Below are 24,518 nucleotides of genomic sequence, written 5' to 3'. Positions count from 1 at the left end.
GCTTGTGCTTCCTCGCTTTCCTCGCTCACCGGACCTCCCTGTCGGCGCGGGCGGCATAATCGGGCAGCGCGTCGATCTCCCCGCTGAAGTCGAGCAATTGCGCCAGCGCCAGTACGTAATCATGCGCCGTCTGCGCGCGCTGAATACGGGCGCGGCCAAGGCCCAGTTCGGCGTCGATCACGTCAAGCGACGTCGCCTGCTGCTCGCGGTAGGACAGCCGCTGCAACCGCAGATTCTCCGCCGCCGATTCCAGCGCGCTGTCGAGCAGCAGGAAACGCTTGCGCGCCGCTTCCACCGCGTTCCACGCACCGGTCACGCCAATGGTGATCTGGGTGCGCGCCTCGCGCAGACCGGCGTCGGCCTGCAACGCCGTCTGCCGCGCCGCCGCCACCGCCTGGTTACGCCCCATGCCCGATGCCAGTTTGTAACGCAGGCCGATGCCGACGCTCCAGTCCGGGTCGGTCAGCAGCGAATCCCGCCGGTCGAAATTATATTGGCCGAAGCCGTAGAGCGTCGGCCGCCGCTTCGACTCCTCGATCGTCACGCCCGCTTCCGCCTGCGCCTCCAGCGCGCGCAGCCGGCCGATCTCTGGGTGGGCATCCAGCGCCCGCGCCGTAAAAGTCTCCAGCGGGGGAAGCGCCCGCGCGTCGACGAATAGCGGCGTCAGCGGGCGGACACCGTCCGGCGCGCGCAGCAGCCCGGCCAGCGCCGCATTGGCGCTCGCCAAATCGGACACCGCCGTCTCGAATGCGCGCGCCGCATCGTCGCGGGCGACCTGCGCCTGCAACCGCTGCGCGCGGCTGATGAACTGTTCGCGCTCCAGCTTCTCCGCGTCCGACAGGTGCCGCTCAAGCCCGGCGAGCACGTCGCGGCGCACGCCAAGCGCCTGCTCGGCCAGTTGCTGGCCGTAATAGGCCTGCGCCAGTTGCAGCAACGCCTTGTCGACCGCGCCCTGCCGCTCCGCCCGCGCCTGATCGAGCTGGGCGCGCGCGCCCGCCTTCACCCCCGCCATCTGGCCACCGGTGTAGAGCGGCAGCGTCGCCGTGACGATCGGCCGCACCGCCGTCTCCCGCCGGCGAAACCGCAACGGGTCATCTATGCCGAACGCCTGCGCGACCGGCGCCAGCGACCCGAACGGCAGGTAAAGCGTCTTCTGATAATCGAGCAGTTGCGCTTCGACATCGACCTCCGGCCGGCCGAGCGACCGCGTTGCCCCGGCCTGAAACGCCTTGCCGCGCAGATTGGCGTCGGACGCCGCAATCGCGTCGGACCGCTCCAGCAGCCGCTGCTGCGCCGCGCGGTATTCTAGCGCAACCGGCGCGGTGTCCTGCGCAACGGCCGGCCCCGACACCGGCACCGCACACACCCCGACAACCGCCGCCAGCCAGACTCGCATGGCCCGCCTCCTGACCACACTGCCTATTGCCGCTGGCCAAAAATCTCAATGGCGGACCCGCAGGCGAGCGCCGAATCCCGACCCAACATCTTCACACCAGTCCGCCCCCCGATACCCGGAAGGCGCCGGGCGAATGTTCAACCCCCCTTGAGGTTCGGCCCAAACATCCGCGCGGGAGGCGACGGTCATCACACGGCGTTTGCGGCAGGCTTACCCGTTTCGATCCACGCCTCCGCGCGGGAGGCGACCCAGCCTCCGCCGCCATCATCCGCGTCACCTGGGGTTTCGATCCACGCCTCCGCGCGGGAGGCGACGCCTGCCGCGATTCGAACTATTCCCCTCTTAGGGGTTTCGATCCACGCCTCCGCGCGGGAGGCGACTTGCACGCTATTTTGGCGAGGTGCCGGTTCGCCGCGTTTCGATCCACGCCTCCGCGCGGGAGGCGACGCGGCTGCGATGGGTTCGGCGCGTGGGTCTACGTGTTTCGATCCACGCCTCCGCGCGGGAGGCGACGTTCCTTCCGCCAGTCGTGAGCGCCCTTACCCAGTTTCGATCCACGCCTCCGCGCGGGAGGCGACGTTTTGCGCTGCTCGACGCAGACGACGCCGTCGCGTTTCGATCCACGCCTCCGCGCGGGAGGCGACGGCGCGCTACTCAGGCGTGCGGTGCGACGATGGTGTTTCGATCCACGCCTCCGCGCGGGAGGCGACGCCATTTCTGGCTCAGATTCTTGTTGGCGGCGCCGTTTCGATCCACGCCTCCGCGCGGGAGGCGACGCCGACAGGGAAGGCGAGATACTCTTCGTTGACGTTTCGATCCACGCCTCCGCGCGGGAGGCGACGCGCCACCTTCCGAAAGGCCGCCGACAGGATGTCGTTTCGATCCACGCCTCCGCGCGGGAGGCGATGGTCTGCCCCCACCGAGTGGACCGATTGGTTTGTTAGTGCATTAAGCTCATCGCCGCCATATCCGGACGGAGGTGGAGCGAAGCGGAACCGGAGGCCGGATATGGCGGTGTCGCCGTTTCCGGTGCCGGTGGCCGGTAGCCCAGGCTGCTATGCGGGCGGACGGTGTTGTAATGCCGCCGCCATGCCTCGATCAGCACCCTGGCCTCGGCGAGGCTGTAGAAGATCTCGCCATTGAGCAGTTCGTCGCGAAGCGACCCGTTGAAGCTTTCGTTATAGCCATTTTCCCATGGTGATCCCGGCGCGATGTAGAGGGTCTTTACGCCGATCTGCCCCAGCCATTTCTGGACGGCGGTCGCGATAAACTCGCTACCATTATCGGATCGTATATGCGCTGGCGGCCCACGCGAGATGAACAGGTCGGCCAGGGCCGCCAGAACATCCTCATGCTTGAGCTGCCGTGCAACGATGAGCGCCAGGCATTCCCTGCTGGCCTCGTCGATGATCGTGAGGATGCGGAACTTGCGACCGTCATGCGTCCGCCCCTCGACGAAATCGTAGGCCCAGACATGCCCCGGATATTCGGGGCGTAGCCGGATGCACGATCCGTCATTGAGCCATAGACGCCCGCGCTTTGGCTGGCGCTGCGGGACTTTCAGTCCTTCACGCCGCCATATCCGCTCGACACGTTTATGGTTCACCGTCCATCCCGCATGGCACAGCAACGCCGTGACCCGGCGGTAGCCGTAACGACCATATTGCTTCGCCAATGCAATGATGTCCTCGGTCAGTGCCTGTTCGTCATCCGCCCCGCGCGGCATCTTGCGCTGCGTCGATCGATGCTGACCCAGCACCCGGCATATCCGTCGCTCGGATACCCGCACTGGCAGATCCCGTCGTACCTGATCGATGCAGCGCCGCCGCCGCGCGGGGCTCAGAAGTTTCCCCGTGCAGCCTCCTGCAAGATCAGCTTGTCCAGGGTCAGGTCCGAGATCGCCCGGCGCAGCCGCTGGTTCTCCTTCTCCAGATCCTTCATCCGCCGCGCCTGGTCGGTCTTCAGGCCGCCATACTCCTTGCGCCACCGATAATAGGTCTGCTCGCTGACCGCGATCCGGCGGCAGGCTTCAGCCGTGCTCGCTCCCTGCGCCAGCACAATCTCAACTTCACGCAGCTTGCCGATGATCTCTTCCGGCTTGTGCTTCTTGCTCGGCATTCAATGTCCCTTTCATGGTCCAGACTATCATAGTCTCTGGGCCACTCAGCGGGGGGCAGATCAGGTCCGGTTTCAGCCGGTAGAAGCGGATGGCGTTGCCGCCGAGGATCGCGGCGCGTTCGGGGGCCGACAGGTGGCCGATCAGTTTCCCGGTGCAGGCAACCCAGTCGGCGTAGCTGCTGGCGCTCAGCGCCACCGGCCAGTCGCTGCCCCAAAGCAGCCGGGCCGGACCGAAGAGCTGCAGCAGCGCGTCGCTATAGGGTTTCAGGCTGGCGGGCGTGTAACCCGGCGCGGCTTCCGTCACCATGCCGGACAGCTTGCAGGAGACCCGGCGGTGGCGGGCCAGCCGGTCCATCTGTTCCCACCATTGCAGCCGTTCATCCGCATCGGGGGGCCAGCGGGCGATATCCGGCTTGGCGCCATGGTCGACGACGAAGCGCACATCGGGGCTGGCGTCGACCAGCGCGACGGCGGCCGACAGGTGGCGCGGGCGGACCAGCAGGTCGATCGGCATGTCCTGCGCCGCCGCCCAGCCAAGCAGCGGCGCCCCGATGACCGAACCCAGCCGATCGCCATCCGCATCGTCCTGATACCAGAACCGGATGCCGACGAGACGGCCGGTCGCCCGCCACGCCTCGGCGCGGGCGACAGCGCCGGGGTCCGCCGGGTCGAGCCAGCCGACAACACCCCACACAAACGGCACGTCCCGCGCCAGCGCCAGCAGCCAGTCGGTCTCGACCGGTGTCTCCGCCGCCTGGACGATGACGGTGCCGGCAATCCCCGCCGCCTTCAGCGCCGGCGCCAGGTCGGCGGGCAGGTAATCGCGGTGGAGCACGGCCGGCGCATCCGGCATCCAGGCGCAATGGCCGTCGGCATAGCGCCAGAAATGGTGATGCGCGTCGACGCGCGGCGCGGCCGGGTCAGCCGGCATCGGCGGCGCCCGACGCATAGCGGCGCGTCCGCCCCCGCCGCGTCACATCGTCGCCCCGATGATCCACGGCGCGAATTCATGGTCGCCCAGGCCCAGCGCCTCGCTCTTGGTCGGTTCACCGGATGCGGTCCGCAGGATCAGGTCGAAAATCTCCGCCCCTTTCTCTTCCACCGTTGCCAGGCCGTCGACGACGGGGCCGCAATCCAGATCCATGTCGTCGGCCATGCGCTCGTACATCGGCGTATTGGTCGCCAGCTTGATCGACGGCGCCGGCTTCGCGCCGAACACGCTGCCCCGTCCGGTGGTGAAACAGATGACATTGGCGCCGCCGGCGACCTGCCCGGTGACCGCCACCGGATCGTAACCCGGCGTATCCATGAAGACGAGGCCGGGCGCGGTCACCGGTTCGGCATAGCCATAGACATCGACCAGATTGGTCGACCCACCCTTGGCCACCGCGCCCAGCGATTTTTCGAGGATGGTGGTCAGCCCGCCCGCCTTGTTGCCGGGCGACGGGTTGTTGTTCATCTCGCCATGGTTGCGGGCGGCGTAATCCTCCCACCAGGCGATTCGCGCCATCAGCTTTTCCGCCACCGCCGGGCTGGCGGCGCGGCGGGTCAGCAGGTGCTCCGCGCCATATATCTCCGGCGTTTCGGACAGGATGGCGGTGCCGCCATTGGCGACAAGCAGATCGGCGGCGACGCCCAGCGCCGGGTTGGCGGTGATCCCCGAATAGCCGTCCGACCCGCCGCATTCGAGCGCGAGGCGCAGCGCGGATGCCGGCACCGGCTCGCGCCGCGTCGATTCGGCCAGCGGCACCATCGCACGCAAGGCATCGACCCCCCAGGCGATCGTCGCCGCCGTGCCGCCCTTGTCCTGGATGGTGGCGAAGCGCAGTCGTTCGCTTTCCTCCAGCCCGGTCGCGGCGGCAAGCCGGGCAAGCTGGTTGGATTCGCAGCCAAGGCCGAGCAGCAGCACGCCGGCGAAATTCGGATGGTTCGCATAGCCGGCAATGGTCCGGCGCAGCACGTCCATCCCCTCCCCCTCCGGCGCCATGCCGCAACCGGCGTTGTGGGTGATCGGCACCACCCCGTCGATCACCGGATGGCCGTACAGTTCCCGCCCCATCCGATCGGCGATCGCGCGGGCGACGGTGGCGGAACAGTTCACGCTGGTCACCACGCCCAGATAGTTGCGGGTGGCGACCCGCCCGTCGGGGCGGCGGATGCCCTGAAAGGTCACCGGCGGATCGCGATAGGCGGTCGGGCGCGCATCGGCGCCGACGGCGTTGTCGCGGGCAAAGGCGCGCATCTCAACATTGTGGGCGTGGACATGTTCGCCCGGCGCGATCGCGGCGCTGGCAAAGCCGATGATCTGGCCGTAGCGGCGGATCGCGTCCCCCGCCGCGATCGGCGCGATCGCCAGCTTGTGCCCGGTCGGGATTGGCTGGCGCAGGGTCAGCGCCGGGTCGGCAAGCATCGTTCCGGCGGCAAGGTCCCGCCGTGCGATGACAACATTGTCGGCAGGCGACAGGCGCAGCACCAAAGGGAGCGCAGCGGCCATGTCAGGCTTCTCCGCCAAGGCCGGCAGAACCGCCACCGGCCCAGCCGCGCCGGGCGCGGCGTTCAAGATAGGCGCTGTAACGCGACATGGCAAAGCAGATGCCCCAATAGAGAAGCGCGATGAACAGATAGCCGGTCGCGCGCGCCGACGACAGATGCCATTCGGTGTCGCCCGACGCCGCCTGGACGACGCCGAGCAGGTCCGACAGGCCGATGACCACAAGCAGCGATGTTTCCTTGAACAGGCCGATCACGATGTTGGTGATCTGCGGCGTCGCCACCCGGATCGCCTGCGGCAGGATGACGTGGATATGGGCGCGCCAATAGCCCATGCCCAGCGCCCGCGCGCTTTCATACTGACCACGCGGAACGGACCGCAGCGCGCCACGGATCGATTCGCCGATATAGCAGGCCATCAGGATCGACAGCGCGACCAGCGCCCGCGCCAGCTTGTCAATCTCCCGCTCGACCGGAAGGAACAGCGGCAGCATGATCACCGCGACGAACAAGACGACCAGCGTCGGCACGCCGCGCCAGAACTCGACCCAGCTACCGGCGAGCATCCGCACCACCGGGATCGGCGATTCCCGGCCAAGCGCCAGCAATATCCCCATCGGAAAGGCGGCGGTGAAGGCGAACAGGCCGACGACGACGGTCAGGAACAGCCCGCCCCAGGCACTGGTCCCGACCGGCACCAGCCCGAACACGCCGCCGGCGAACAGCGCCAGCGCCGCCAGCGGGTAAAGCAGCAGAAACCCCGCCACCCACACTGCCTTGCGACGCAGCGGCAGCAGGATCAGCGGCACCAGCAGCAGCGCGCCAATGCCCAGCCCGGTATTGACCCGCCACCGTTCCCCGGCCGGATAGGCGCCGTAGATGATCTGGTCGAAACGTTCGCGAATGAACGGCCAGCAGGCGCCCGCCCGGTCCGGGCAGGCCTGCGGCCCCTGCCCCGCCCAATAGGCGCTGGTCACCGCCCAGTCGAAGGCCGGCCAGAGCAGCAACAGCACCCCGGCAAGCACCAACACGCCAATCCCGGCGCGGATGCGGCGCCCCTCGCTCAGCCCGGCGCCCATGCCCGCCACCCTCACAGCGCCGGCGACCGGCCGACGCGGCGGTCGATCCGGTGCATGATGAAGGCGACAAGCAGAGAGATCAGCAGATAGGTGACAAGGGTCAGCGCCATGATCTCGATCGGCCGGCCGACGATGTTGTTGGTGGTGCCGACCATTACCGACACGACTTCGGGATAGGCGACAGCGGCGCCGAGCGACGACGCCTTCAGCACGTTTAGATAGGCGTTGGCCATCGGCGGCAGGATGACGCGAAGCGCCTGCGGAAAGACGATCCGGCGCAGCGTCTGGGCCGGGCTGAAGCCCAGCGCGCGCGCCGCCTCCCACTGCCCGCGCGGCACCGCGTTGATCCCGGACCGGATGATCTCGGCGATGTAGCTGGCGTTGTAGACGGCAAGACCAAGGACCAGCGCGCACAGTTCCGGGCTGATTTCCCAGCGTGATTCATAGCCGAACCGGCCGAGCGTCGGCGCCGCCACCGTTGCCCAGCGCACCGCCCAGAGCACGACCACGACCAGGCCGAGCAACACCAGCCAGCGCCGCGCCCGGTGACGCAGCGCGATGGCGCCCCCCGCGAAGAGGGCGGCCAGGCCAAGCGCCTCGACCAGCGCGCCGCCGCCCCCGCCGATGCCGACCGCCGGCAGGAAGATGCCGCGATTGTTGATCGCCAACCAGCCGCCGAGGTCCAGACTGTCGGTCGCCGCCGGCAACGCGCGCAGCACGACGAAATAACAGACGAAGATCTGGAGCAGCGCCGGGATGTTGCGGAATATCTCGACATAGCTCCAGCCGATCGCGCCGAGCAGCCGGTCGCCGCTCATGCACAGCAGCGCGACGACCAGCGCGATCAGCGTCGACAGCGCGATCGCCAGCACGGTCAGCACCAGCGTGTTGGCGATACCCGCGAGGAACGCCATGTAGACCGGAGAGGTCGAGGTGAACGGCAGCAGCGTGGTGCCAAGGTCGAACCCGGCCGGCTGGAACAGGAAATCGAAACCGTGCTGGATGCCCAGCCGGTCAAGGTTGCGGGCGGTTGTCGCCGCGATCGCCGCGACCAGCGCGGCGATGCCGAGCAGGATCGCCGCCTGCCCCGCCCACATCCAGAGCCGCGACCTATTCAGGGCGCACCGCCTTCGGCGCCGCCGCGATCCGGGCGAGGTCGGCGATCACCCCGGCCACCGGCGGCAGGCCGCCAACATGCGCCCACCACGCTTCGAACCCGGCATCGTGCGCGAAGGGAGAGGCGAAGCCAAGCCGTGCCGCGAACAGGTCGGTATAGAAACGCGCCGGAACCAGCGCGCAATCCGCGAGGGTCAACGACGGCCCGCACAGGCAGGCGTCTGGCGCCTTCAGCCGGGCCAGCCGCCCGACCGCCGTCTTCAGTTCCGCCACCGCCCCGGCCAGAGCGCCCGCGTCCCCCACCGCCGCGCCGCGCAGGCCGAACAGCGCCGGGAACAGATAGAGGTCCACGGCGCGGGTGAAGGCGCGCACGGTGGCGATAGCGAACGGGTCGGTGCCGCGCAAGTCGGGCGCGGGATACATATCCTCCAGATATTCCTGGATCACCGCCGATTCGATGATGTCGCCAGCCTTGGTCCGCAGCACCGGCACCTTGCCGAATGGGTTGATCGCCAGCCACTCTTCCGACCCAGGCCCCCCCGGCGGCTCCGCCAGCGTCAGCGCCAGCCCCTTCGCCGCCGCCTGGATACGGATGCGCGCGCCGAACGGAGACGAGGGGACCGTGAACAGGATCATTGCACCGGACTCGGCACGCGGCGAACGCAGCTTTCCATCGCCGCGAGGAAGGCCAGATTCTCCTCCTCCGTGCCGATCGTGATGCGCAGGCTGTTACCGGGGCCGGACACGCCGAGCGGCCGGGGGATGATGCCCCGTTCCAGCAGATGGGCGGCGACGCCCTTGCTGGTCAGCCCACTGTCCGCCGGTAGGGTAAGCAGCAGGAAATTGGTCACGCTCGGCACCACCGGAATGCCCATATCGGCCAGCGCCGCCGCCATCCGGCCACGCCAGGCGATGGTGTGGTCGCGCACCCGATCGGCATAATCCCGGTCGCCCAGCGCCGCCGTCGCCGCCGCCAGCGCCGGCGCGTTGGCGTTGAACGGGGTGCGGATGCGCTGGATCGCGGCAATGACGTCGGGCGAACCGTAAGCCCAGCCGATCCGCATACCCGCCAGGCCGTAAAGCTTGGAGAATGTCCGCGTCATGATCGCGTTCGAGGCGGTCCGGACGATGGCGATGCCGCTGTCGTAATCCGGCGCGACGACATAATCGCCATAGGCGCTGTCGATCATCAGCAGCACGTCTGCCGGCAGGCCAGCGTGCAGTCGCCGCAGCTCCGCCGCGCTGATATAGGTGCCGGTCGGGTTGTTGGGATTGGCGATGGCGACCACCTTGGTCCGCTCGGTCACCGCCGCCAGGATGTTGTCGACGCTGACTCGCCAGTCGGCTTCTGCCACCTCGATCACCTCGGCGCCCTGCGCCAGCGCGTGGATTCGGGTCATGACGAAGCCGTTCTGGCTGAGCACGACCTGATCGCCGGGGTCGACGAACGCCCGAAGCGCCAGCAGGATCAGTTCCTCGCTGCCATTACCCGCGATCAGCCGGTCAGCCTCGACGTCGAAGCGCGCGGCCAGCGCCTCGCGCAGCGCCCGCTGGCTGCCGTCGGGATAGCGGTGTAGTTCGTCCACGGCGGCGAGATAGGCCGCCTTCGCCGCCGGGCTGGGACCGAACGGCGATTCATTCGACGACAGCTTGATCGGCTTCTCCATGCCGGCGATCGCGCTCTTGCCCTGCACATAGGGCGGGCAAGCCGCGAGGGCGGCGCGCGGGGCTGGGGAAGTACGGCTACTCATCGACAGGCATCCTTGGTCAAACGGTGTGAACATGAAATCGCGTTCAGCGGAACGGCAGGGCCAGCATCGCCCCGCCTTGGCTGATCAGCCGGTTCGGCCCGCGCTCCAGGCCGATCGGCGACAGGTTACGCCGCCAGACATCGTCGTAATTGCCGACAAGGCGGATGACGTTGAACGCCCAGTCGTTCGACAGGCCGAGCGCGCGCCCGTAATTGCCGTAGACGCCCAGCATCCGCTGCACCTCCCGGTTCGGCGAATTTTTCCGCATCTCGGCGACATTGCGCTGGCTGACGCCCAGTTCCTCTGCGGCAACCCGCACGTTCAGCGCCCAGAACACGATATCGCGCCAGCGCGAGTCATTCTGGCGGACCAGCGGCCCCTGCGGCTCGCGCGAGATGATTTCGGTCAGGATATGGTGCTGACCGCGGTCGGCCATGCCGGCGGCCCGCGCGGCAAGCGCCGCCCGCTGCATCGTCACCGCGTCGCAGCGGTCGGCCTGATACGCCTCCAGCGCCTTGTCGGCGTCGCCATAGGTGATCGGCCGGTATTTGAGCCGGCGGCGGTGGAAATAATCGGCGAGATTTTGTTCCAGCGTCGTGCCCTGCGCGACGCAGATCGTTGCTCCCGCCAGGTCGGCGACCCGCTGCACCCCGCTGCGCTTGCGGACGAGGAACCCCTGCCCGTCGATGAAATAGACGCCCGCGAAGTCTAGGCCCAGCGCCGCATCGCGTGAAAAGGACCAGGTCGCGCCGGCGGGAAACACGTCGATCCCGCGCGACTGGAGCAGGGTGAAGGCGGTCTGCGGCGTGGTCAGGACATATTGCACCTTCAACCCGCCGAACAGCGCGGCGGCGATGGTGTTGCAATGGTCGATCTCGAACCCCGCCCGCTTGCCGGCGGCGTTGACGAAGCTGAATCCGGGGCCGGATTCGGTGATCCCGCAGCGCAGATAGCCGCGCTGCCGGACCTCGCCCAGCGTATCGGCATGCGCCGCCGTCGCGGTCGCCGCCGCCACCAGCATCGCCAGTGCGCCAGCGGCGGCGCGCGCCACGCTCATCCCCGCCCGCCGGCGCCGCTTTCCTTGACAAAGGCCAGACACAACGCGCGCTCCCGGTTCAATCGTCGCTGGACAGTCCGAAATCCTTCAGCATCTCCTGCGCGGTAATGACGCCCATCCCGCTGATCCCGCCACCAGGGTGGCAGGACGGACCGGCAAGGTATAGATTCTTCAGCGGCCCGCGATATTGCGAAAATCCGGGTAGCGGGCGGAAATAGCCCATCTGCGCCAGCGTGCGCTCGCCACCCGACGGCACACCGCCAACGAAGCACGGGTTATGCGCCTCGATGTCGTCGGGCGAATGGGCGAAGCGCTGGATGATGTTATCATCCTCCATGTTCGTCGTGTATTTGCGCAGCGTCTTGATCAGTTCCTCGGCATAGCTGTCCTTGATCTCCGCCCAGTTGCCGGAGGCGAGCTTGCTCGGCACGAACGTGTCGATCATGAAGGTCTGCTTGCCCTCCGGCGCGCGGGTCGGGTCGACCAGGCTCCAGCAATGGGCGTGGACCGGCGGCTCCTTCGTCGGCACGCCGACGGACAGTTCGGCGAAATGCCGGTCGATGTCGGCGACGCTGCCGATCGTGCGCTGGAACGGCGCCTTGCTGATGTCCGGGCCGCCCTTGAACTGCGGCGCCTCGTGCAGCGCGAAATGGACGCGGAACGACGCGACATCGCCAAAGGTGAAATTGCGCACGGCGCGGACGAAACCGGGATCGAGCGCATCCTCGTCGATCAGCTTCAGGAAGGTCTGTTTCGGCTCCAGCGCGCTGACCACGCCCATCCGCGCGGTAATCTCGGTGCCGTCGGCCAGACGGATGCCGCGCGCGGTGCCGTCCTCCACCAATATGCCGGCGACCGGGCTGTTGGTCAGCACCTTGCCGCCATGTGCCTCGACATAGCGGGCAAGGGCGTTGGGCAGCTGGATGCTGCCGCCGCGCGGGATCGCCTGCCCGTAGACGTGAATCGCCGGGATCATGATGTAGAAGGTGGACCCGGCACCCTGCTGGGTCGGCTTGATGTTCGGTCCCAGCGCCCAGCTAATCAGGAAGGCCTGGATGTGCGGGTCCTCGAAATTCTCCATCACGAACGCGCGGGCGCTTAGGCTGTAATTCCGCAGCATTCGCAGCCCTTCCTCGCTGCGCTCCATCGCCGCCGGCAGGTAGCTGGGCGGTGACGGCGGCGAGAACATGTTGCGGGTGAAACCGTCCTTGATCTCGACGAATCCGTCGTAGATCTCGCGATAGCGGTCGGCGTCGCGCCGCGAATATTCGGCAATGCTGTCGCAGGTCTTGTCGACCGAGCGGTGGACGATGACGCCGGGTCCTTCCGTCATCGGATGGCCCATGATCTCGTTCTCGCCCCAGACATATTCGAGGCCGTAGTCCTTCAGCTCCGGCAGCAGCTCGCGGATATGGGGGTTGGCGTGGATCCAGACATGGTTGGACCCGAACAGGTCGTGCCGGAAACCGGGCTGGGTCAACTCGCGCGTCACCGCGCCGCCGCCGACCCAGTCGTTGCGTTCGGCGACCAGCGTGCGGATGCCGTTCTTGCACAGCACGGCGGCACAGGCGAGGGCGTTATGGCCGCCGCCCGCGATCACTACGTCATAATCGTACATCATACTGTCCTGTTACCTTGGCCTGTCAGCCAGACCTGTCACTTGGGCTGCGCGCTCGCCTTCGGGCCGCGCACGGGGGGAAGCAGAAGGTATTTCCACGGGAAGGCGGTCTCGCCGATCGGCACCTCGATCAGCATCGGCCCCTTCGCCTTGAACGCCGCGCGCAATGCTTCGCGCAGCTCCGCCGGGTTTTCCGCCCGGCGTCCGGCGACGCCGAAGGCCTCGGCCATCTTGACGAAATCGGGGTTCTGCAACGCGGTGCCGACAACCCGGCCGCCGAAACGACTGGTCTGGGCGCGCGCGACGTTGGTGAAGGCCCCGTCGCTGAACACGATGATGACCATGTCGAGGTTATATTTGGCGACCGTCGCCAGCTCTCCGCAGTGGTACATGAAGCCGCCGTCGCCGTTGATCGACACGACCTGCCGCTCCGGATGGGCGATCTTGACGCCGACCGCGGTCGACAATCCGTAGCCAAGGTTGCCGGAATAGCCGCTGGTGATCAGCGTGCGCGGCGCATAGACCGGAAAGCCGTACCAGGACGCGTAACCGACCTGGGTGATCTCATCGACCAGGATCGCGTCGTCGCTCATCTCGCCGCGCAGCACGTCAAGATAGGCGATCTGCGGCTGGATATCGTCGGAAAACGCCTTGGTGAGACCGGCCTTCAGCGCCTCCAGCCGGTCCTTTTCGCTGTCGCGGCGGCGATTGGTGGCGCCAAGCCCGTCGATCAGCGCGCGCAGCGTCGCCTGCGCGTCGCCGGCCAGGCCGACGGCGGGTGCCGCGATCCGGGTTAGCTGCATCGGATCGATGTCGATATGGACGACCTTCAGCGCAGCGTCGTTGCCCCAGTGCATCCGCGGATATTTGAGCCGGGTGCCGATGGCGAGGACGACATCCGCCTCCGGCCATAGCCGGTGGCCGGCGGGGAATGTCTGGCTCAAATAGTGCCGGTCGCTCAGGATACCGCGTCCGCCCCGGTGCGAGACGACCGGCGCCTGCAGCATCTCGGCGATCTCGCGCACCTCCTCTGCCGCGCCGATCGCGCCGGCACCGACGAAGATCAGCGGCTTTTCCGCCCGGCCAAGCAACGCCGCCGCCTCGGCGATCAGATCCGGGTCCGGCTCCAGCACCTCCGCCGGCACTTCCGGTTCCGGCAGGGTAACCGGCGCTGTCTGCCCCATTACGTCCAGCGCCATTTCCAGCGAAACCGGGCCGGGCCGTCCGGTCGTCAGTTGCCGGAACGCCTCCGCCACCGCGCCGGGGGCGTGGGCGGGGTGGTCGATCCGCGCCGCCCATTTGGTCATCCGCTGCACCGCGCCAAGCTGATCGGGCACGTCGTGGAGGAAACCGATACCCTTGCCGATCCCGGTCGACGGTACCTGCCCGGTCAGGCACAGCACCGGCGCGTTGCAGGCATAGGCGGTGGTCAGCGCCGCGCCGGCATTCAGCACGCCCGGTCCCGGCACAACGGTGAAGGTGCCAACCTTGCCGGTCGACCGGGCATAGCCGAACGCCATGTAGGCGGCGCCCTGTTCGCTGCGGCTGGTGATCAGCCGCACCTCGTTGTCGCGGCCGTAGAGCGCATCGAACAGCTCGTAGGTCTGGCCGCCGGGGATACCGAAAATGGTGTCGACACCATGGCGGAGCACTGACTCCACAATTGCACGACCACCCTTCATCTTCACCATTACAACTCTTCTCGCTTGTCGACCCGGAAACAAAAAAGGCGGCCACCGGCACCCGCCGCCGCCGGGGGCGGGTGCCGGTGGCGCGCAGCTAGAATTTCAGCCCCACATTCGCACCAATGATGCGCGGGTGCGGACGCAGGCGGATGCCGCCCAGACCGAAATTCTCCCCTGTGCTGGTGTAATAGGCCTCGGCCAGCAGGTTCTCGACGAACAGGCCGAACTTCAGCCGTTCGTTGACCTCAAGCCCGGCGCGCAGGCTGACGACGTTGAACGTCGGCAGGCGGTAGGGGAAAAGCGGCCGGCCAAGCTGCACCCGCCCCGTCGCTTCCAGGTCGCCGTAGGAATGGCTGCGGTGGGTCCAGTTGGCGCCCAGATAGGCCTCGCCCGCCCCGGTGGAGAAATTATACTCGGCGTCGAGGTTCCAGGTCCATTTCGGCGACTTGGGCGTTCTCAGCCCCTCGACGTCCACGGGCAGGCCGCCGGTGACGACGATCCGCTCGTCGGACAGCATCTTGGCGTCGAGATAGCCTAGGCCGCCGGAAATGGTCAGCCCACGGGTGGGGACTGCCGCGAACTCGAATTCGACGCCCTTCGATCGCGCCTTGCGGACATTGTGGGTCAGTTCGACCTGGCTGCTGATGTCGGTCGGGTCGAGCAGATAGAAGGTCTGCAATTGCAGGTTCTTCCAGTCGAGGTAGAAAGCGGAAATGTTCAGGCGCAGCCGGCGGTCGAACAGCTCCGACTTGAAACCGATTTCGTAGTTCCACAGCCGTTCCGGCAAGAAAGTGTCGACAAACGGATCGCTGGCATCATCATGCCCGACATTGACGCCACCAGCCTTGTAGCCCTTCGACACCACACCATACAGGCTGACGTCGCGGTCCAGCTTGTAGCGCAGCGAAAGACGCGGCGCGAAATCGTCGAAGCTGTGCTTGCCGCGCACGTCAGGCAGCGCGCGGCCGCCGAACACCTGCACGTCGACCACCCCGGTCGACACGCTGTCATGGGTATAACGGCCACCGGCGATCACCTCCAGCTCCGGCGTCACCCGCCAGGTCAGGTCGGCGAACGCCGCCAGGCTCCTGATCCCGAACATGCCGGTGTCGCGGTTGATCGGCGTGCCGGCCGGGAAGGCGGCGACCGGCGGCAGAATGCCGACGCCGCCAAGCGAACGATCGCTGCCCATGAAGATGTGGTTGCGCTTGGTCTGCCGGTCGCGCGCATACAGGCCGCCAACGGTCAGGTCGAACTGGTCGGTCTGCGCCTCCAGCCGCAGCTCCTGGCTCCACGACCGGCTGTCGAAGTCGTTTTCGCGGATGACGATGTCCAGGCTGGTCACGTCCTGATCGAAGCGGCGGTCGGTCGCCGTGTTCAGGAAGCCGGTCACCGACTTCAGCGTCAGCCCCTGCCCCAGCTCCTGGCTGATCCGCAGATTGCCGAGCGTCGTGCGGCCCCGGTTATACTCGTAGGCGTCGTGATTGACCTTGCTCTGGTTCTTCGGAAAGAAACCCAGCCCCTCGCCCCACGGGGTCAGCCCGGCACTGACCGCACCGGCAAAGGTCCCGGCGGTATCCAGGTCGAGCACGCCCGAATTGACCGTCGGGTCATGCCCTTCATTCTCTTTCGTATAGAATATCTGCGCGTCGACGGTCGTGCCTTCCGCCGGCATCCAGCGCAACGACAGCCGGCCGTGGAAATAATCCCAGCCGCTGTTCGGCGCCCCCGTCGGGCTGACGTTCTTCACATAGCCGTCGCTGCGCTCGACATGCATCACGCCGCGCGTCCACAGCGTTTCGCTGACCGGCACGTTCAGAATGCCGGTGACATGCTGCTCGGCGCCGCCATTTTCGTAGAAGCTGGCACCGGCAAGCACCTCGCCGCCCAGCTCGCCAACCGGCTTCTTGGTCGCGATATTAAGCGCACCGCCGATCGCGTTGCGGCCGAAATAGGTGCCTTGCGGCCCGCGCAGCACCTCGATCCGCTCGATATCCTGCAACTGCGGGTTGATCGTCCCGCCAGACACCGACGCGACGGAGAATTCGTCGAGATAGACACCGATCGAATTGATCACCGAATTGTCGAGCGACTTGATGTCGCTAACGCCGCGGATGCCGATGCTGACGCCGCGGTTGCCGGTCTGGCCGTCATCCTGGAAGCTGACATTGGGTGTGCGCTTCAGATAATCGGCGGCGGCGGTAATGTTGTTGCGCGCCAGCGCCTCGGAATCGAACGCAGTAACGCTGATCGGCACATCCTGAAGCGACTGGGCGCGGCGCTGCGCGGTAACGACAATCTCGCTCAGGCCGCCTTCCGTTTCACTCTGGGCAAGCGCAACCGTCGGCATGCTGGCACTGGCAAGCAGCGCACACATCATCAAAGTGGCATTTCTGGACACAAACCCTCCCCTCCGCAGTTCTGCGGATGTTGTCATCGCTGGCAGTTTGGCATTCTGATCTTATCAGCGTGTCTTAACTTAATACTCAGGTACTAGTTGAGAACGACAGAAGAGTACTATCGCCTCGAAACAGCGACAAAGGATATTATTTAATACGATCAATGAGGAATTTTTGGCCTCGCTGTCGATCTTGATTACAATTTCTACGGGTTCACCCGCCCGGCCAGGCTGGCCATCAACGCGCGCGTGCCAAACGTCCAGGGCGGCGCCAGGTCGCTGGTCGTCACCGTGTTGCGTAGCGTGCCGAGCAACGGCGAACGGATCTCGACGACATCGCCGATCTTGTGGGTAAAGCCGCCACCCGGCGTATCGCGGTCCTGCGTCGGCGCGAACAGCGTGCCGCAGAACAGCACGAAGCCGTCGGGGAAATGGTGGTATTCGATCGTCTGCGCCACCAGGTCGAGCGGGTCGCGGCTGATCTGCCGCATCGAGCTTTCGCCCGACAGGTGGAAACCGTCCGGCCCGTCGACGGTCAGCATCAGGTCGGCGGCGCGGACGTCGTCCAGCCCGAACCCGTCATCGAACAAGCGGATGAACGGGCCGATCGCGCAAGAGGCATTATTGTCCTTGGCGCGCGACAGCAGCAGCGCGCTGCGCCCCTCGAAATCGCGCAGGTTGACGTCATTGCCCAGCGTCGCGCCGACCACCTGTCCCCGGCTCGACACCGCCAGCACCACCTCCGGCTCCGGGTTGTTCCAGCGCGACCGCGGGTGGATGCCGATATGCGCACCAAAGCCGACCGCCGACATCGGCTGCGCCTTGGAGAAAATCTCAGCGTCCGGCCCCAGCCCGACCTCCAGATATTGCGACCATAGCCCGCGCTCGCTGAGCAGCGCCTTGGCGCGCGCCGCCTCCGCGCTGCCCGGCCGGATCGCCCGCAACTCGCTGCCCAGTTCGCTGACCAGCGCGGCGCGGAACTGCTCGGCCTGCGCCGCGTCGCCGCCGGCACGTTCCTCGACAACCCGCTCGATCATGCTGGACACGAAGGTTACGCCGGCCGCCTTGATCGCCTGCAGGTCGCACGGCGCGAGCAGGAACGGCCCCGCCGCCGCCCGGCGCGGCGTGCTGCGTTCAAGAATATCGTCGATCGCGCCGATCGGGCTACCGCGCACCGCGCGCACCGCCGCCGCCGGATCGTCCATATCGAGTAGGTCGCTCATCGTCGGCGCCAGCCCGCTGATGTCGATCGCCTCACCGGCACGCACCGCGATCAGCCGGGGGGCGCCGTCCAGCCACAACCGGCCGACAAGCAGCGCGCGGTGCAGGTCGACGGGGAGCAGGTCGCGGTTGCGCATCGCAGAATCCTTCGCGGTCAGGCCAGGGAAACCTGGGAGAGGAAACGTTTCAGACGGTCTGTCTGCGGAGCGTCGAAGAAGCGCGCCGGTTCGCTTTCCTCGACGATCCGGCCGTCGTCCATGAACAGCACGCGGCTGGCGATCCGCCGGGCGAAACCCATTTCGTGGGTGACACACAGCATCGTCATCCCCGAATTGGCAAGGTGGGTCATCGTCTCCAGCACCTCGCCGATCATCTCCGGGTCGAGGGCGGATGTCGGCTCGTCGAACAGCATGATGCTCGGCTGCATGCACAGCGCGCGGGCGATGGCGACGCGCTGCTGCTGCCCACCCGAGAGTTGCGCCGGGTAACGCTCGCAAAAATCCGCAAGCCGCACCTTGGTCAGATACTCCATCGCCAGCTCAACGGCGGCGGGGCGCGGCACCTTGCGGACCATTTGCGGCGCCAGGATCAGGTTCTCCAGTACGGTCAGGTGCGGGAACAGGTTGAACTGCTGAAACACCATGCCGACGCTGCGCCGCACCGCCCGCACGTCGCGCGGGCCGTTGATCTCGCGCCCCGCCACCACCATCGTCCCCGACTGCGCCGTCTCCAGCCCGTTGATGCAACGGATCAGCGTCGACTTGCCCGATCCCGACGGGCCGCAGATCACCACCCGCTCGCCCGTGGTCACGTGCAGATCGACATCCTTCAGCACGTGCTGGTCGTTGTACCATTTGTTCAGCCCGGCGATGCGGACGGCGGTTTCCGGCGCGCTCACCGTTCCGCCTCCGGCCCGGCCGCGCCGGCGATCCACCAGCCGATGCCGGAAAAGCGGGTCAGCAGCTCAGCCCGCGCCTCGCCGTCGGCGGCGGACAGCGCCGCATCCAGCGCGATCGCCTTGTCACCCACCAGATGGCGGAAGGCCGGCGCCGGATCGCCGGCGATCCGCAGCAGCGCCGCCGCCACCTCCGCCGGGTCGCCGCCGTCACGGCACGCCTCGCGCACGCGTTCCAGACGGTACCGTTGCAGCGCCGCATAGGGTGAGCGCGCCTGCGCGTCGGACAGGGTGAAATTGCGGTCGATCCCGGTCCTGAACGCGCCGGGGCAGACCACCGCCACCCGGACGCCGAAGCGCGCCACCTCGTAACACATCGCCTCCAGCGCGCTCTCCACCGCCGCCTTGCTGGCGCAATAAATGCCGTCCATCACCCGGCCGACGCGCGAACCGACCGACGACACGGTCAGGATATGACCGCCGCCCGACCGCCGCATCGCCGGCAGCACCGCGCGGCTAAGCGCCAGCACGCCGAAGAAATTGGTCCGCATCACGGTTTCCAGATCGGCCTCGGCCATGTCTTCGACCGCACCGAGCAGGTGGACGCCGGCATTGTTGACCAGCACGTCGATGCGGCCATGGTCGGCCAGCACGGCGGCGACGCAGGCAGCGACATCGTCGCCGTCGGTCACGTCGAGCGCGCGGACCTCTATTGTCCCCGCCCCGGCGAAAATGCCGGGATCGGTGCCGGCCGGGTCACGCATCGTCGCGACAACGCGGTAACCGGCTTCGGCAAAGGCCCGCGCGGTCAGCGCCCCGAAGCCGGAACTGCACCCAGTGACGAGAACCGTCTTCATGGCCGCCTGCCCCGCCACCTCAGTCGAGCCGCGCAATCACGGATTTGGTCTCGGTATACTGTTCAAGCCCGGCCCAGCCGTTTTCCTGTCCCCAGCCCGACTGTTTGAACCCGCCGAACGCGATGCCGGGGTCCGACACCGCATGGCAGTTGATCCACACCAGCCCGGCCTCGACCTGGGCCGCCGTCTTGTGGGCGCGGCCGATGTCGCGGGTCCAGATGCTGGCCGCCAGCCCGTATTCGGTGTCGTTTGCCTTCTCCACCACCTCTTCCGCCGCGTCGAACTTCATCGCGCACAGGACAGGACCGAAAATCTCCTCGTCCACCACGCTCATCCCGCGCCGTACGTCGGTCAGCACCGTCGGGCGGACGAAATAGCCCCTGTCCCCCTGCCGCGCGCCGCCGGCCGCCACGCGCGCGCCCTCGTCGCGCCCGCGCGCGATATAGCCGAGCACGCGCTCCATCTGCTTTTCGGACACCACCGGCCCCATCGCCGTGTCGGCCGCCAAACCGGGGCCGACCTTCATCCCATCGGCGATGCGGGCGATGCCGGCGACCACCTGGTCGTAGACCGGCGCCTCGACATAGAGGCGCGATCCGGCGATGCACACTTGCCCGGCGTTGAAGAAAATGGCGTTGGCCGCCGCCGGAATCGCACGATCGAGATCGGCGTCGGCGAAGATGATCAGCGGCGACTTGCCGCCCAGTTCCAGCGATACCTTCTTCAGGTTTCCGGCCGCCGCGGCGACGATCCGCTTGCCAACCTCGGTCGATCCGGTGAAGGCGATCTTGCGGACGCCGTCATGCGCGCACAGCGCCGCGCCCGCCGTGTGGCCATGACCGGGGACGATGTTGACCACCCCCGGCGGCACCCCCGCCTCCAGCAGCAGTTCGCCGATATAGAGCGCGGTCAGCGGCGTTTCCTCCGCCGGCTTGAACACGATCGCGCAACCGGCGGCCAGCGCCGGCGCCAGCTTCCACGACAACGCGACGATCGGCCCGTTCCACGGCGTGATCTGGCCGACGACACCAATCGGCTCGCGCCGGGTGTAGACATGGAAATTGGCCGGGTCGGCCGACAGAACCGGCGCCTCGCCGGCAAGCGCGGTGCACAGCCCGGCATAATGGCGGAAGGTCCTGGCCGCCGCCGGCACATCGCCGCCGCGCGAAGCATGGAGCGGCTTGCCGTTTTCCAGCGTGTTGAGCAGCGCCAGATCCTCGGCATGCGCCTCCAGCAGGTCGGCGATCCGCCACAGCACGGCGGCGCGTCGGTGCGGGGGCAGCCCGCGCCACTCGGCCGCGGCAAAGGCGGCGGCGGCGGCAGCAACGGCGGCGTCGATCTCGGCCGGGCCAGCGGCGGCGATCGTCGCGATCCGCTCCGCCGTCGCCGGGTCGAGCACGTCGATCGTGTCGCCACCGGCCGCGCCCACCCATTCGCCGCCGATCAGCATCGGCCGCGTCCGGGCCAGAAAGGCGTTCACCCTGTCGGTCATCGTCGCACTTTCCCGTCCACTCAACGTTTCTTCGCCGGGGGCGTCTTCTTCCCGCCGCCCAGCTTGCGGCGGAGCACGCTAAACGGAAAACTGACCATGAAGAACAGCGCCGCCGGGCTGGTCAGGACGACCCGTGCGATGGAAACGGCGTCCTCCGCCGACACATGCACCTTGGTCGCCATCGCCTTGCCCGGATCGTTCAGGATGACGATGCCGTTGGCGGTCCTTTCGATCCGGCTGATCTCGAAATCCAGCTCGACCAGCTTGCTCACTACCTTCATCACCGCCCCTCCTGCCCGGTGGCGGGACCGCGCGGCCGGTCGCCAGGGCCGCGCGCCCCTTGCCTCAATCGATCTTCCGCAGCGTGCCGATGCTGTGGGCGTGGTCGACCCGCCGGTCGAGTTCGTCGGCCATGTCGGCAACGCTCAACCCGTGCGGCGGGGTAAAGGTGCCGCGCTCGTACAGCGTCTTCAGCGCCGCCTTCGCACCATTGATCTTCTCGGTCAGGCTGCGCGGCGGCCGCCCGACCGGGAACAGGTTGGCCGGGTAGATCGGCGCCTCGTACATTTCCTTGAAAATCTCGGCGCGCACGTCGACCCAGGTGTTGTGCGAGATGCGCGACCGGTGTTCGCGCAGCGCCTCGATGTCGATCGGCGCGCCAATCACCTGCTCCGCCGGGTAAGGCGCGCGGCGGACCAGGTTGCCGATATAGTCGATGATGAACGAATTGCCGGCGCAGAACGCGTGGGGATAATAGTCATATTCGACCGACCCCCAGTTCGAGCCGAGGATGTAGCACATATTGTCGTGCGCCCGCGCCCGCCGGGTGAAAGTCCAGAAATCCCACGGCTCGCTGACCCCCTCGAACTCCTGCTGGGCGGTCGGGTGGCAGATTACCTCGGCGCCGTTGAAGCCCAGCGCACGGGCAATCTCCGGCGTCGCGCCGTCGTGGCAGGTCATCGTGCCCAGCTTACCAATCTCGGTATCGACGACCGGGAAACGGCTCTTCAGGTCGCCGCCATAATGCTTGGCATATTCGTCGATCATGTCGTGCGGGCTGGTGCCAAGGCCGATGAACGCCGGCACGTGCCACTTATGGTATTTCAGGATCACATCGCCATCGGGGCCGATGATGAAGGCGGCATTGAACCAGCGATCGGGGAATTCGGGCAGCTGTTCGACGACGCCGCCGCCGGAAATATAGATGCCGTACTGCTTCGCCTTCCTGGCGAGGATCTCGATCTCCGGTCCGGGGATCGTGATCGCCTTTTTCATGAACTCTTCCAGGCCGTGCTCGCCCTTGCCCGGCGTCGTCACCCCCTGCAGGAAATATTCGGGCAGCACGACCAGTTTCGCCGGCAATTCCCAGTTATAGCCGACGCCGAAATCGATCATCTTGCAGACGCGATCGAGGTTGATCATGATCTCGTCGCGCGTTTCCGCCACCTTCACATGCGGCTGGATCACCAGCCCGGTATATTTCTTGATCTTGCCCGTCATTTTATCCTCTGCGTCATCTGGTGGCGTTTGCGGCGCGCGCGGGCGCGCGGCCGGTTATTGGTCGAGGTCGTCGAGTATCTCGTTGGCGGTCACCATCCCCATCGCGGTGATGCCGCCGCCGGGGTGGCAGGACGCGCCGGTCAGGTAGAGGCCGGGTACCGGCCCGCGATATTGCGAATACCCCGGCACCGGCCGGAAATAGCCGGTCTGCGACAGGGTTCGCTCGCCGCCGGTGCTGGCGCCGCCGATCAGGCAGGCATTGGCCCGCTCGATGCTGAGCGGGGTGTCGACATAGCTGGCGAGGATATTCTCGTCGCCCATATTGTCGGTGTAGTCGCGCAACCGCTTGAGCAGCAGCGCCGCGTATTCGTCCTTCACCGCGTCCCACGACCGGCCATCCGCCAGCCGGTTCGGCACGAAGGTGTCGATGATCAGCGTATGCTTGCCCTCCGGCGCCCGCGACGGGTCCTGCAACGTCCAGCAGGCGGTCCAGATGAACGGGTTCTTCGGCGGCACGCCCAGTGCGATGTCGGCATAATGGTCACAGGTTTCCGCGACCGAATGGAAAATGCGCTGGAACGCCGTCGCGCTCATCTCCTCGCCGTTCAGGAAACGCGGCGGTTCGTTGACCGCGTAATGGGCGCGGAACACGCCGATCGCGCCGAACGAGAAGGCTTCGGCATTGCGCACCGTGGCTTCGTCCAGATAGGCGCGGTCGATCAGCTTCAGGAAAGTCTGCTTGGGATCGAGCGAGCTGACCACCGCTTTTGCGGCGCGCAGTTCGCGGCCATCGGTCAGGCGGACGCCGCGCGCCGTGCCGTCCTCGACCAAAATCGCGTCGGCGCCGGTGCCGGTCAGCACCTGCCCGCCATGCGCCCGGACATAACCGGCCAGCGCTTCCGACAGCATCTGGCTGCCGCCGCGCGGAATCGCCTGACCGTATTCGTGCAGGCCGGGGATCATGATGTAGAATGTCTGGCCGACCGCCTCCTGGTCCGGGGTGATCTGCGGCGCCAGCGCCCAGCCGAGGATGACGTTGCGTACCTCTGGGTGCTCGAAATTCTCCTCGACGAAGGCCCGCGCGCTCAGGTTGTAGTCGCGTAGCATCCGCAGCCCTTCGCTGCTGTTCTCCATCGCGCTCGGCAGGTAGCTCGGCGGCGCGGGCGGAGAGAACATGCCCTTCACGAAGCCGTCGCGGATCTCGATGAAGCCGTCGTAGATCTCGCGGTAACGCTGCGCGTCGGCGGCGGAATAGCGGGCGATGCTCTCGCAGGTCCGCTCGACGTCGCGGTAGACGATGATGCCGGGGCCGTTGGCGGTCGGGTGGCCGGTGATCGCATCGTCGGCCCAGATATAGTCCAGCCCGAATTCAGCCAGCTCCGGAAGCAGCTCGCGGAAATAGGGGTTGGCGTGAATCCAGACATGGCTGGACCCGTACAGGTCGTGCTTGAAACCGGGCAGGGTCACCTCGTGGGTGCCGGTCGCCCCGCCGATCCAGTCATTGGCCTCGACGACGATCGTCGACAGGCCGGCGCGCGCCAGCTGCGCGGCACAGGCCAGCCCGTTATGGCCGCCGCCGATGACGATGATATCCGCATCACAAGACATTGCCGAACGCCTCAATCCCAACGCTTCTGTTTTCCGGCCGGGACGGGCCACCGCCCTTTCCCGCTTCCGTCCCCGCAGGAGGTGCGGGGAACAGGCGGGCCAGGTCAAACCAATGTTTTTCATGGTCGTCATGGATGACTTCATCGATCCGCCGCCGCGCTTGACGGCCGGGGGGGAAGCCGTGACAAAATGGCGTGCGCGCCACGGTCGCGCGCAGCTCCTTTGGCAAAACGGTAT

20 protein-coding genes and 1 CRISPR repeat array are annotated in these 24,518 nt (G+C 67.0%); all 20 genes read right to left on the bottom strand.

Annotated features, from left to right (window positions below; translation table 11 throughout):
- Window positions 1-25: 25 nt before the first annotated feature.
- Window positions 26-1,396: a TolC family protein gene (locus tag ACMT1E_RS03215; RefSeq protein WP_414902237.1), complete on the bottom strand. Its 1,371-nt coding sequence runs from the start codon at window positions 1,394-1,396 to the stop codon at window positions 26-28.
- 151 nt (window positions 1,397-1,547) lie between these two features.
- Window positions 1,548-2,304: direct repeats of the CRISPR family, unit length 33 nt; unit sequence GTTTCGATCCACGCCTCCGCGCGGGAGGCGACG.
- Between the two features lie 32 nt (window positions 2,305-2,336).
- Window positions 2,337-3,514, bottom strand: a protein-coding gene (locus ACMT1E_RS03210) for an IS3-like element ISSpma1 family transposase (RefSeq protein ID WP_145923348.1) whose coding sequence is annotated in 2 segments (ribosomal slippage) — window positions 2,337-3,250 and window positions 3,250-3,514 — 1,179 coding nt in all. Because the reading frame shifts where the segments join, the coding sequence is not laid out codon by codon here.
- Window positions 3,465-4,445, bottom strand: a complete 981-nt coding sequence (locus ACMT1E_RS03205; RefSeq protein WP_414902236.1) for an amidohydrolase family protein — start codon at window positions 4,443-4,445, stop codon at window positions 3,465-3,467. Before ACMT1E_RS03205 ends, ACMT1E_RS03210 begins: the two co-directional genes overlap by 50 nt.
- A gap of 42 nt (window positions 4,446-4,487) precedes the next feature.
- Window positions 4,488-6,008: a UxaA family hydrolase gene (locus ACMT1E_RS03200; protein ID WP_414902234.1), complete on the bottom strand. Its 1,521-nt coding sequence runs from the start codon at window positions 6,006-6,008 to the stop codon at window positions 4,488-4,490.
- Window position 6,009: 1 nt separating this feature from the next.
- Window positions 6,010-7,083: an amino acid ABC transporter permease gene (locus ACMT1E_RS03195; protein WP_414902233.1), complete on the bottom strand. Its 1,074-nt coding sequence runs from the start codon at window positions 7,081-7,083 to the stop codon at window positions 6,010-6,012.
- Between the two features lie 11 nt (window positions 7,084-7,094).
- The gene (locus tag ACMT1E_RS03190) at window positions 7,095-8,180 is read right to left on the bottom strand and encodes an ABC transporter permease subunit (protein ID WP_414902231.1); all 1,086 of its coding nucleotides are present in this window, start codon (window positions 8,178-8,180) and stop codon (window positions 7,095-7,097) included.
- Window positions 8,181-8,193: 13 nt separating this feature from the next.
- Window positions 8,194-8,835 (bottom strand): glutathione S-transferase family protein, encoded by a 642-nt coding sequence (locus ACMT1E_RS03185; protein ID WP_414902230.1) that lies wholly within the window; start codon window positions 8,833-8,835, stop codon window positions 8,194-8,196.
- Window positions 8,832-9,950, bottom strand: coding sequence for a histidinol-phosphate transaminase (hisC, locus tag ACMT1E_RS03180; RefSeq protein WP_414902228.1), 1,119 nt, complete (start codon window positions 9,948-9,950; stop codon window positions 8,832-8,834). Before hisC ends, ACMT1E_RS03185 begins: the two co-directional genes overlap by 4 nt.
- 43 nt (window positions 9,951-9,993) lie before the next feature.
- Window positions 9,994-11,007 carry a transporter substrate-binding domain-containing protein gene (locus ACMT1E_RS03175; protein ID WP_414902227.1) on the bottom strand — a complete coding sequence of 338 codons (1,014 nt, stop codon included), beginning with the start codon at window positions 11,005-11,007 and terminating at the stop codon, window positions 9,994-9,996.
- Between the two features lie 58 nt (window positions 11,008-11,065).
- Complete coding sequence (locus tag ACMT1E_RS03170; RefSeq protein WP_414902226.1) at window positions 11,066-12,628, bottom strand: phytoene desaturase family protein; 1,563 nt, start codon at window positions 12,626-12,628, stop codon at window positions 11,066-11,068.
- A gap of 35 nt (window positions 12,629-12,663) precedes the next feature.
- Window positions 12,664-14,316: a thiamine pyrophosphate-dependent enzyme gene (locus tag ACMT1E_RS03165; RefSeq protein ID WP_414902225.1), complete on the bottom strand. Its 1,653-nt coding sequence runs from the start codon at window positions 14,314-14,316 to the stop codon at window positions 12,664-12,666.
- 88 nt (window positions 14,317-14,404) lie between these two features.
- On the bottom strand, window positions 14,405-16,690 hold the full coding sequence (locus tag ACMT1E_RS03160) for a TonB-dependent receptor (RefSeq protein ID WP_414902224.1): 2,286 nt from the start codon (window positions 16,688-16,690) through the stop codon (window positions 14,405-14,407).
- A gap of 224 nt (window positions 16,691-16,914) precedes the next feature.
- A complete protein-coding gene (locus ACMT1E_RS03155) occupies window positions 16,915-18,066 on the bottom strand; it encodes a fumarylacetoacetate hydrolase family protein (protein WP_414902223.1) in 1,152 nt (383 codons plus the stop codon).
- A 17-nt stretch (window positions 18,067-18,083) separates the two neighbouring features.
- Entirely contained in the window at window positions 18,084-18,827 is a 744-nt protein-coding gene (locus tag ACMT1E_RS03150; protein ID WP_414902222.1) for an amino acid ABC transporter ATP-binding protein, read from the bottom strand.
- Window positions 18,824-19,681 carry an SDR family oxidoreductase gene (locus ACMT1E_RS03145; RefSeq protein ID WP_414902221.1) on the bottom strand — a complete coding sequence of 286 codons (858 nt, stop codon included), beginning with the start codon at window positions 19,679-19,681 and terminating at the stop codon, window positions 18,824-18,826. Before ACMT1E_RS03145 ends, ACMT1E_RS03150 begins: the two co-directional genes overlap by 4 nt.
- Before the next feature lie 19 nt (window positions 19,682-19,700).
- Window positions 19,701-21,173, bottom strand: coding sequence for an aldehyde dehydrogenase family protein (locus ACMT1E_RS03140; RefSeq protein ID WP_414902220.1), 1,473 nt, complete (start codon window positions 21,171-21,173; stop codon window positions 19,701-19,703).
- A 20-nt stretch (window positions 21,174-21,193) separates the two neighbouring features.
- Window positions 21,194-21,454 carry a hypothetical protein gene (locus ACMT1E_RS03135; protein ID WP_414902218.1) on the bottom strand — a complete coding sequence of 87 codons (261 nt, stop codon included), beginning with the start codon at window positions 21,452-21,454 and terminating at the stop codon, window positions 21,194-21,196.
- Between the two features lie 64 nt (window positions 21,455-21,518).
- Window positions 21,519-22,673 (bottom strand): nitrilase-related carbon-nitrogen hydrolase, encoded by a 1,155-nt coding sequence (locus tag ACMT1E_RS03130; RefSeq protein ID WP_414902217.1) that lies wholly within the window; start codon window positions 22,671-22,673, stop codon window positions 21,519-21,521.
- 54 nt (window positions 22,674-22,727) lie between these two features.
- On the bottom strand, window positions 22,728-24,281 hold the full coding sequence (locus tag ACMT1E_RS03125; RefSeq protein WP_414902216.1) for a phytoene desaturase family protein: 1,554 nt from the start codon (window positions 24,279-24,281) through the stop codon (window positions 22,728-22,730).
- The gene (locus ACMT1E_RS03120; protein ID WP_414902214.1) at window positions 24,271-24,510 is read right to left on the bottom strand and encodes a hypothetical protein; all 240 of its coding nucleotides are present in this window, start codon (window positions 24,508-24,510) and stop codon (window positions 24,271-24,273) included. The genes ACMT1E_RS03125 and ACMT1E_RS03120 overlap by 11 nt, the downstream gene beginning before the upstream one ends.
- Window positions 24,511-24,518 lie beyond the last annotated feature (8 nt).

This window comes from Sphingomonas flavalba, from assembly GCF_047553045.1.
Classification (GTDB): Bacteria; Pseudomonadota; Alphaproteobacteria; order Sphingomonadales; family Sphingomonadaceae; genus Sphingomonas_L; species Sphingomonas_L flavalba_A.
Note: the sequence above shows the minus strand (reverse complement) of the source record. Positions and strands in the feature narration are given on the sequence as shown.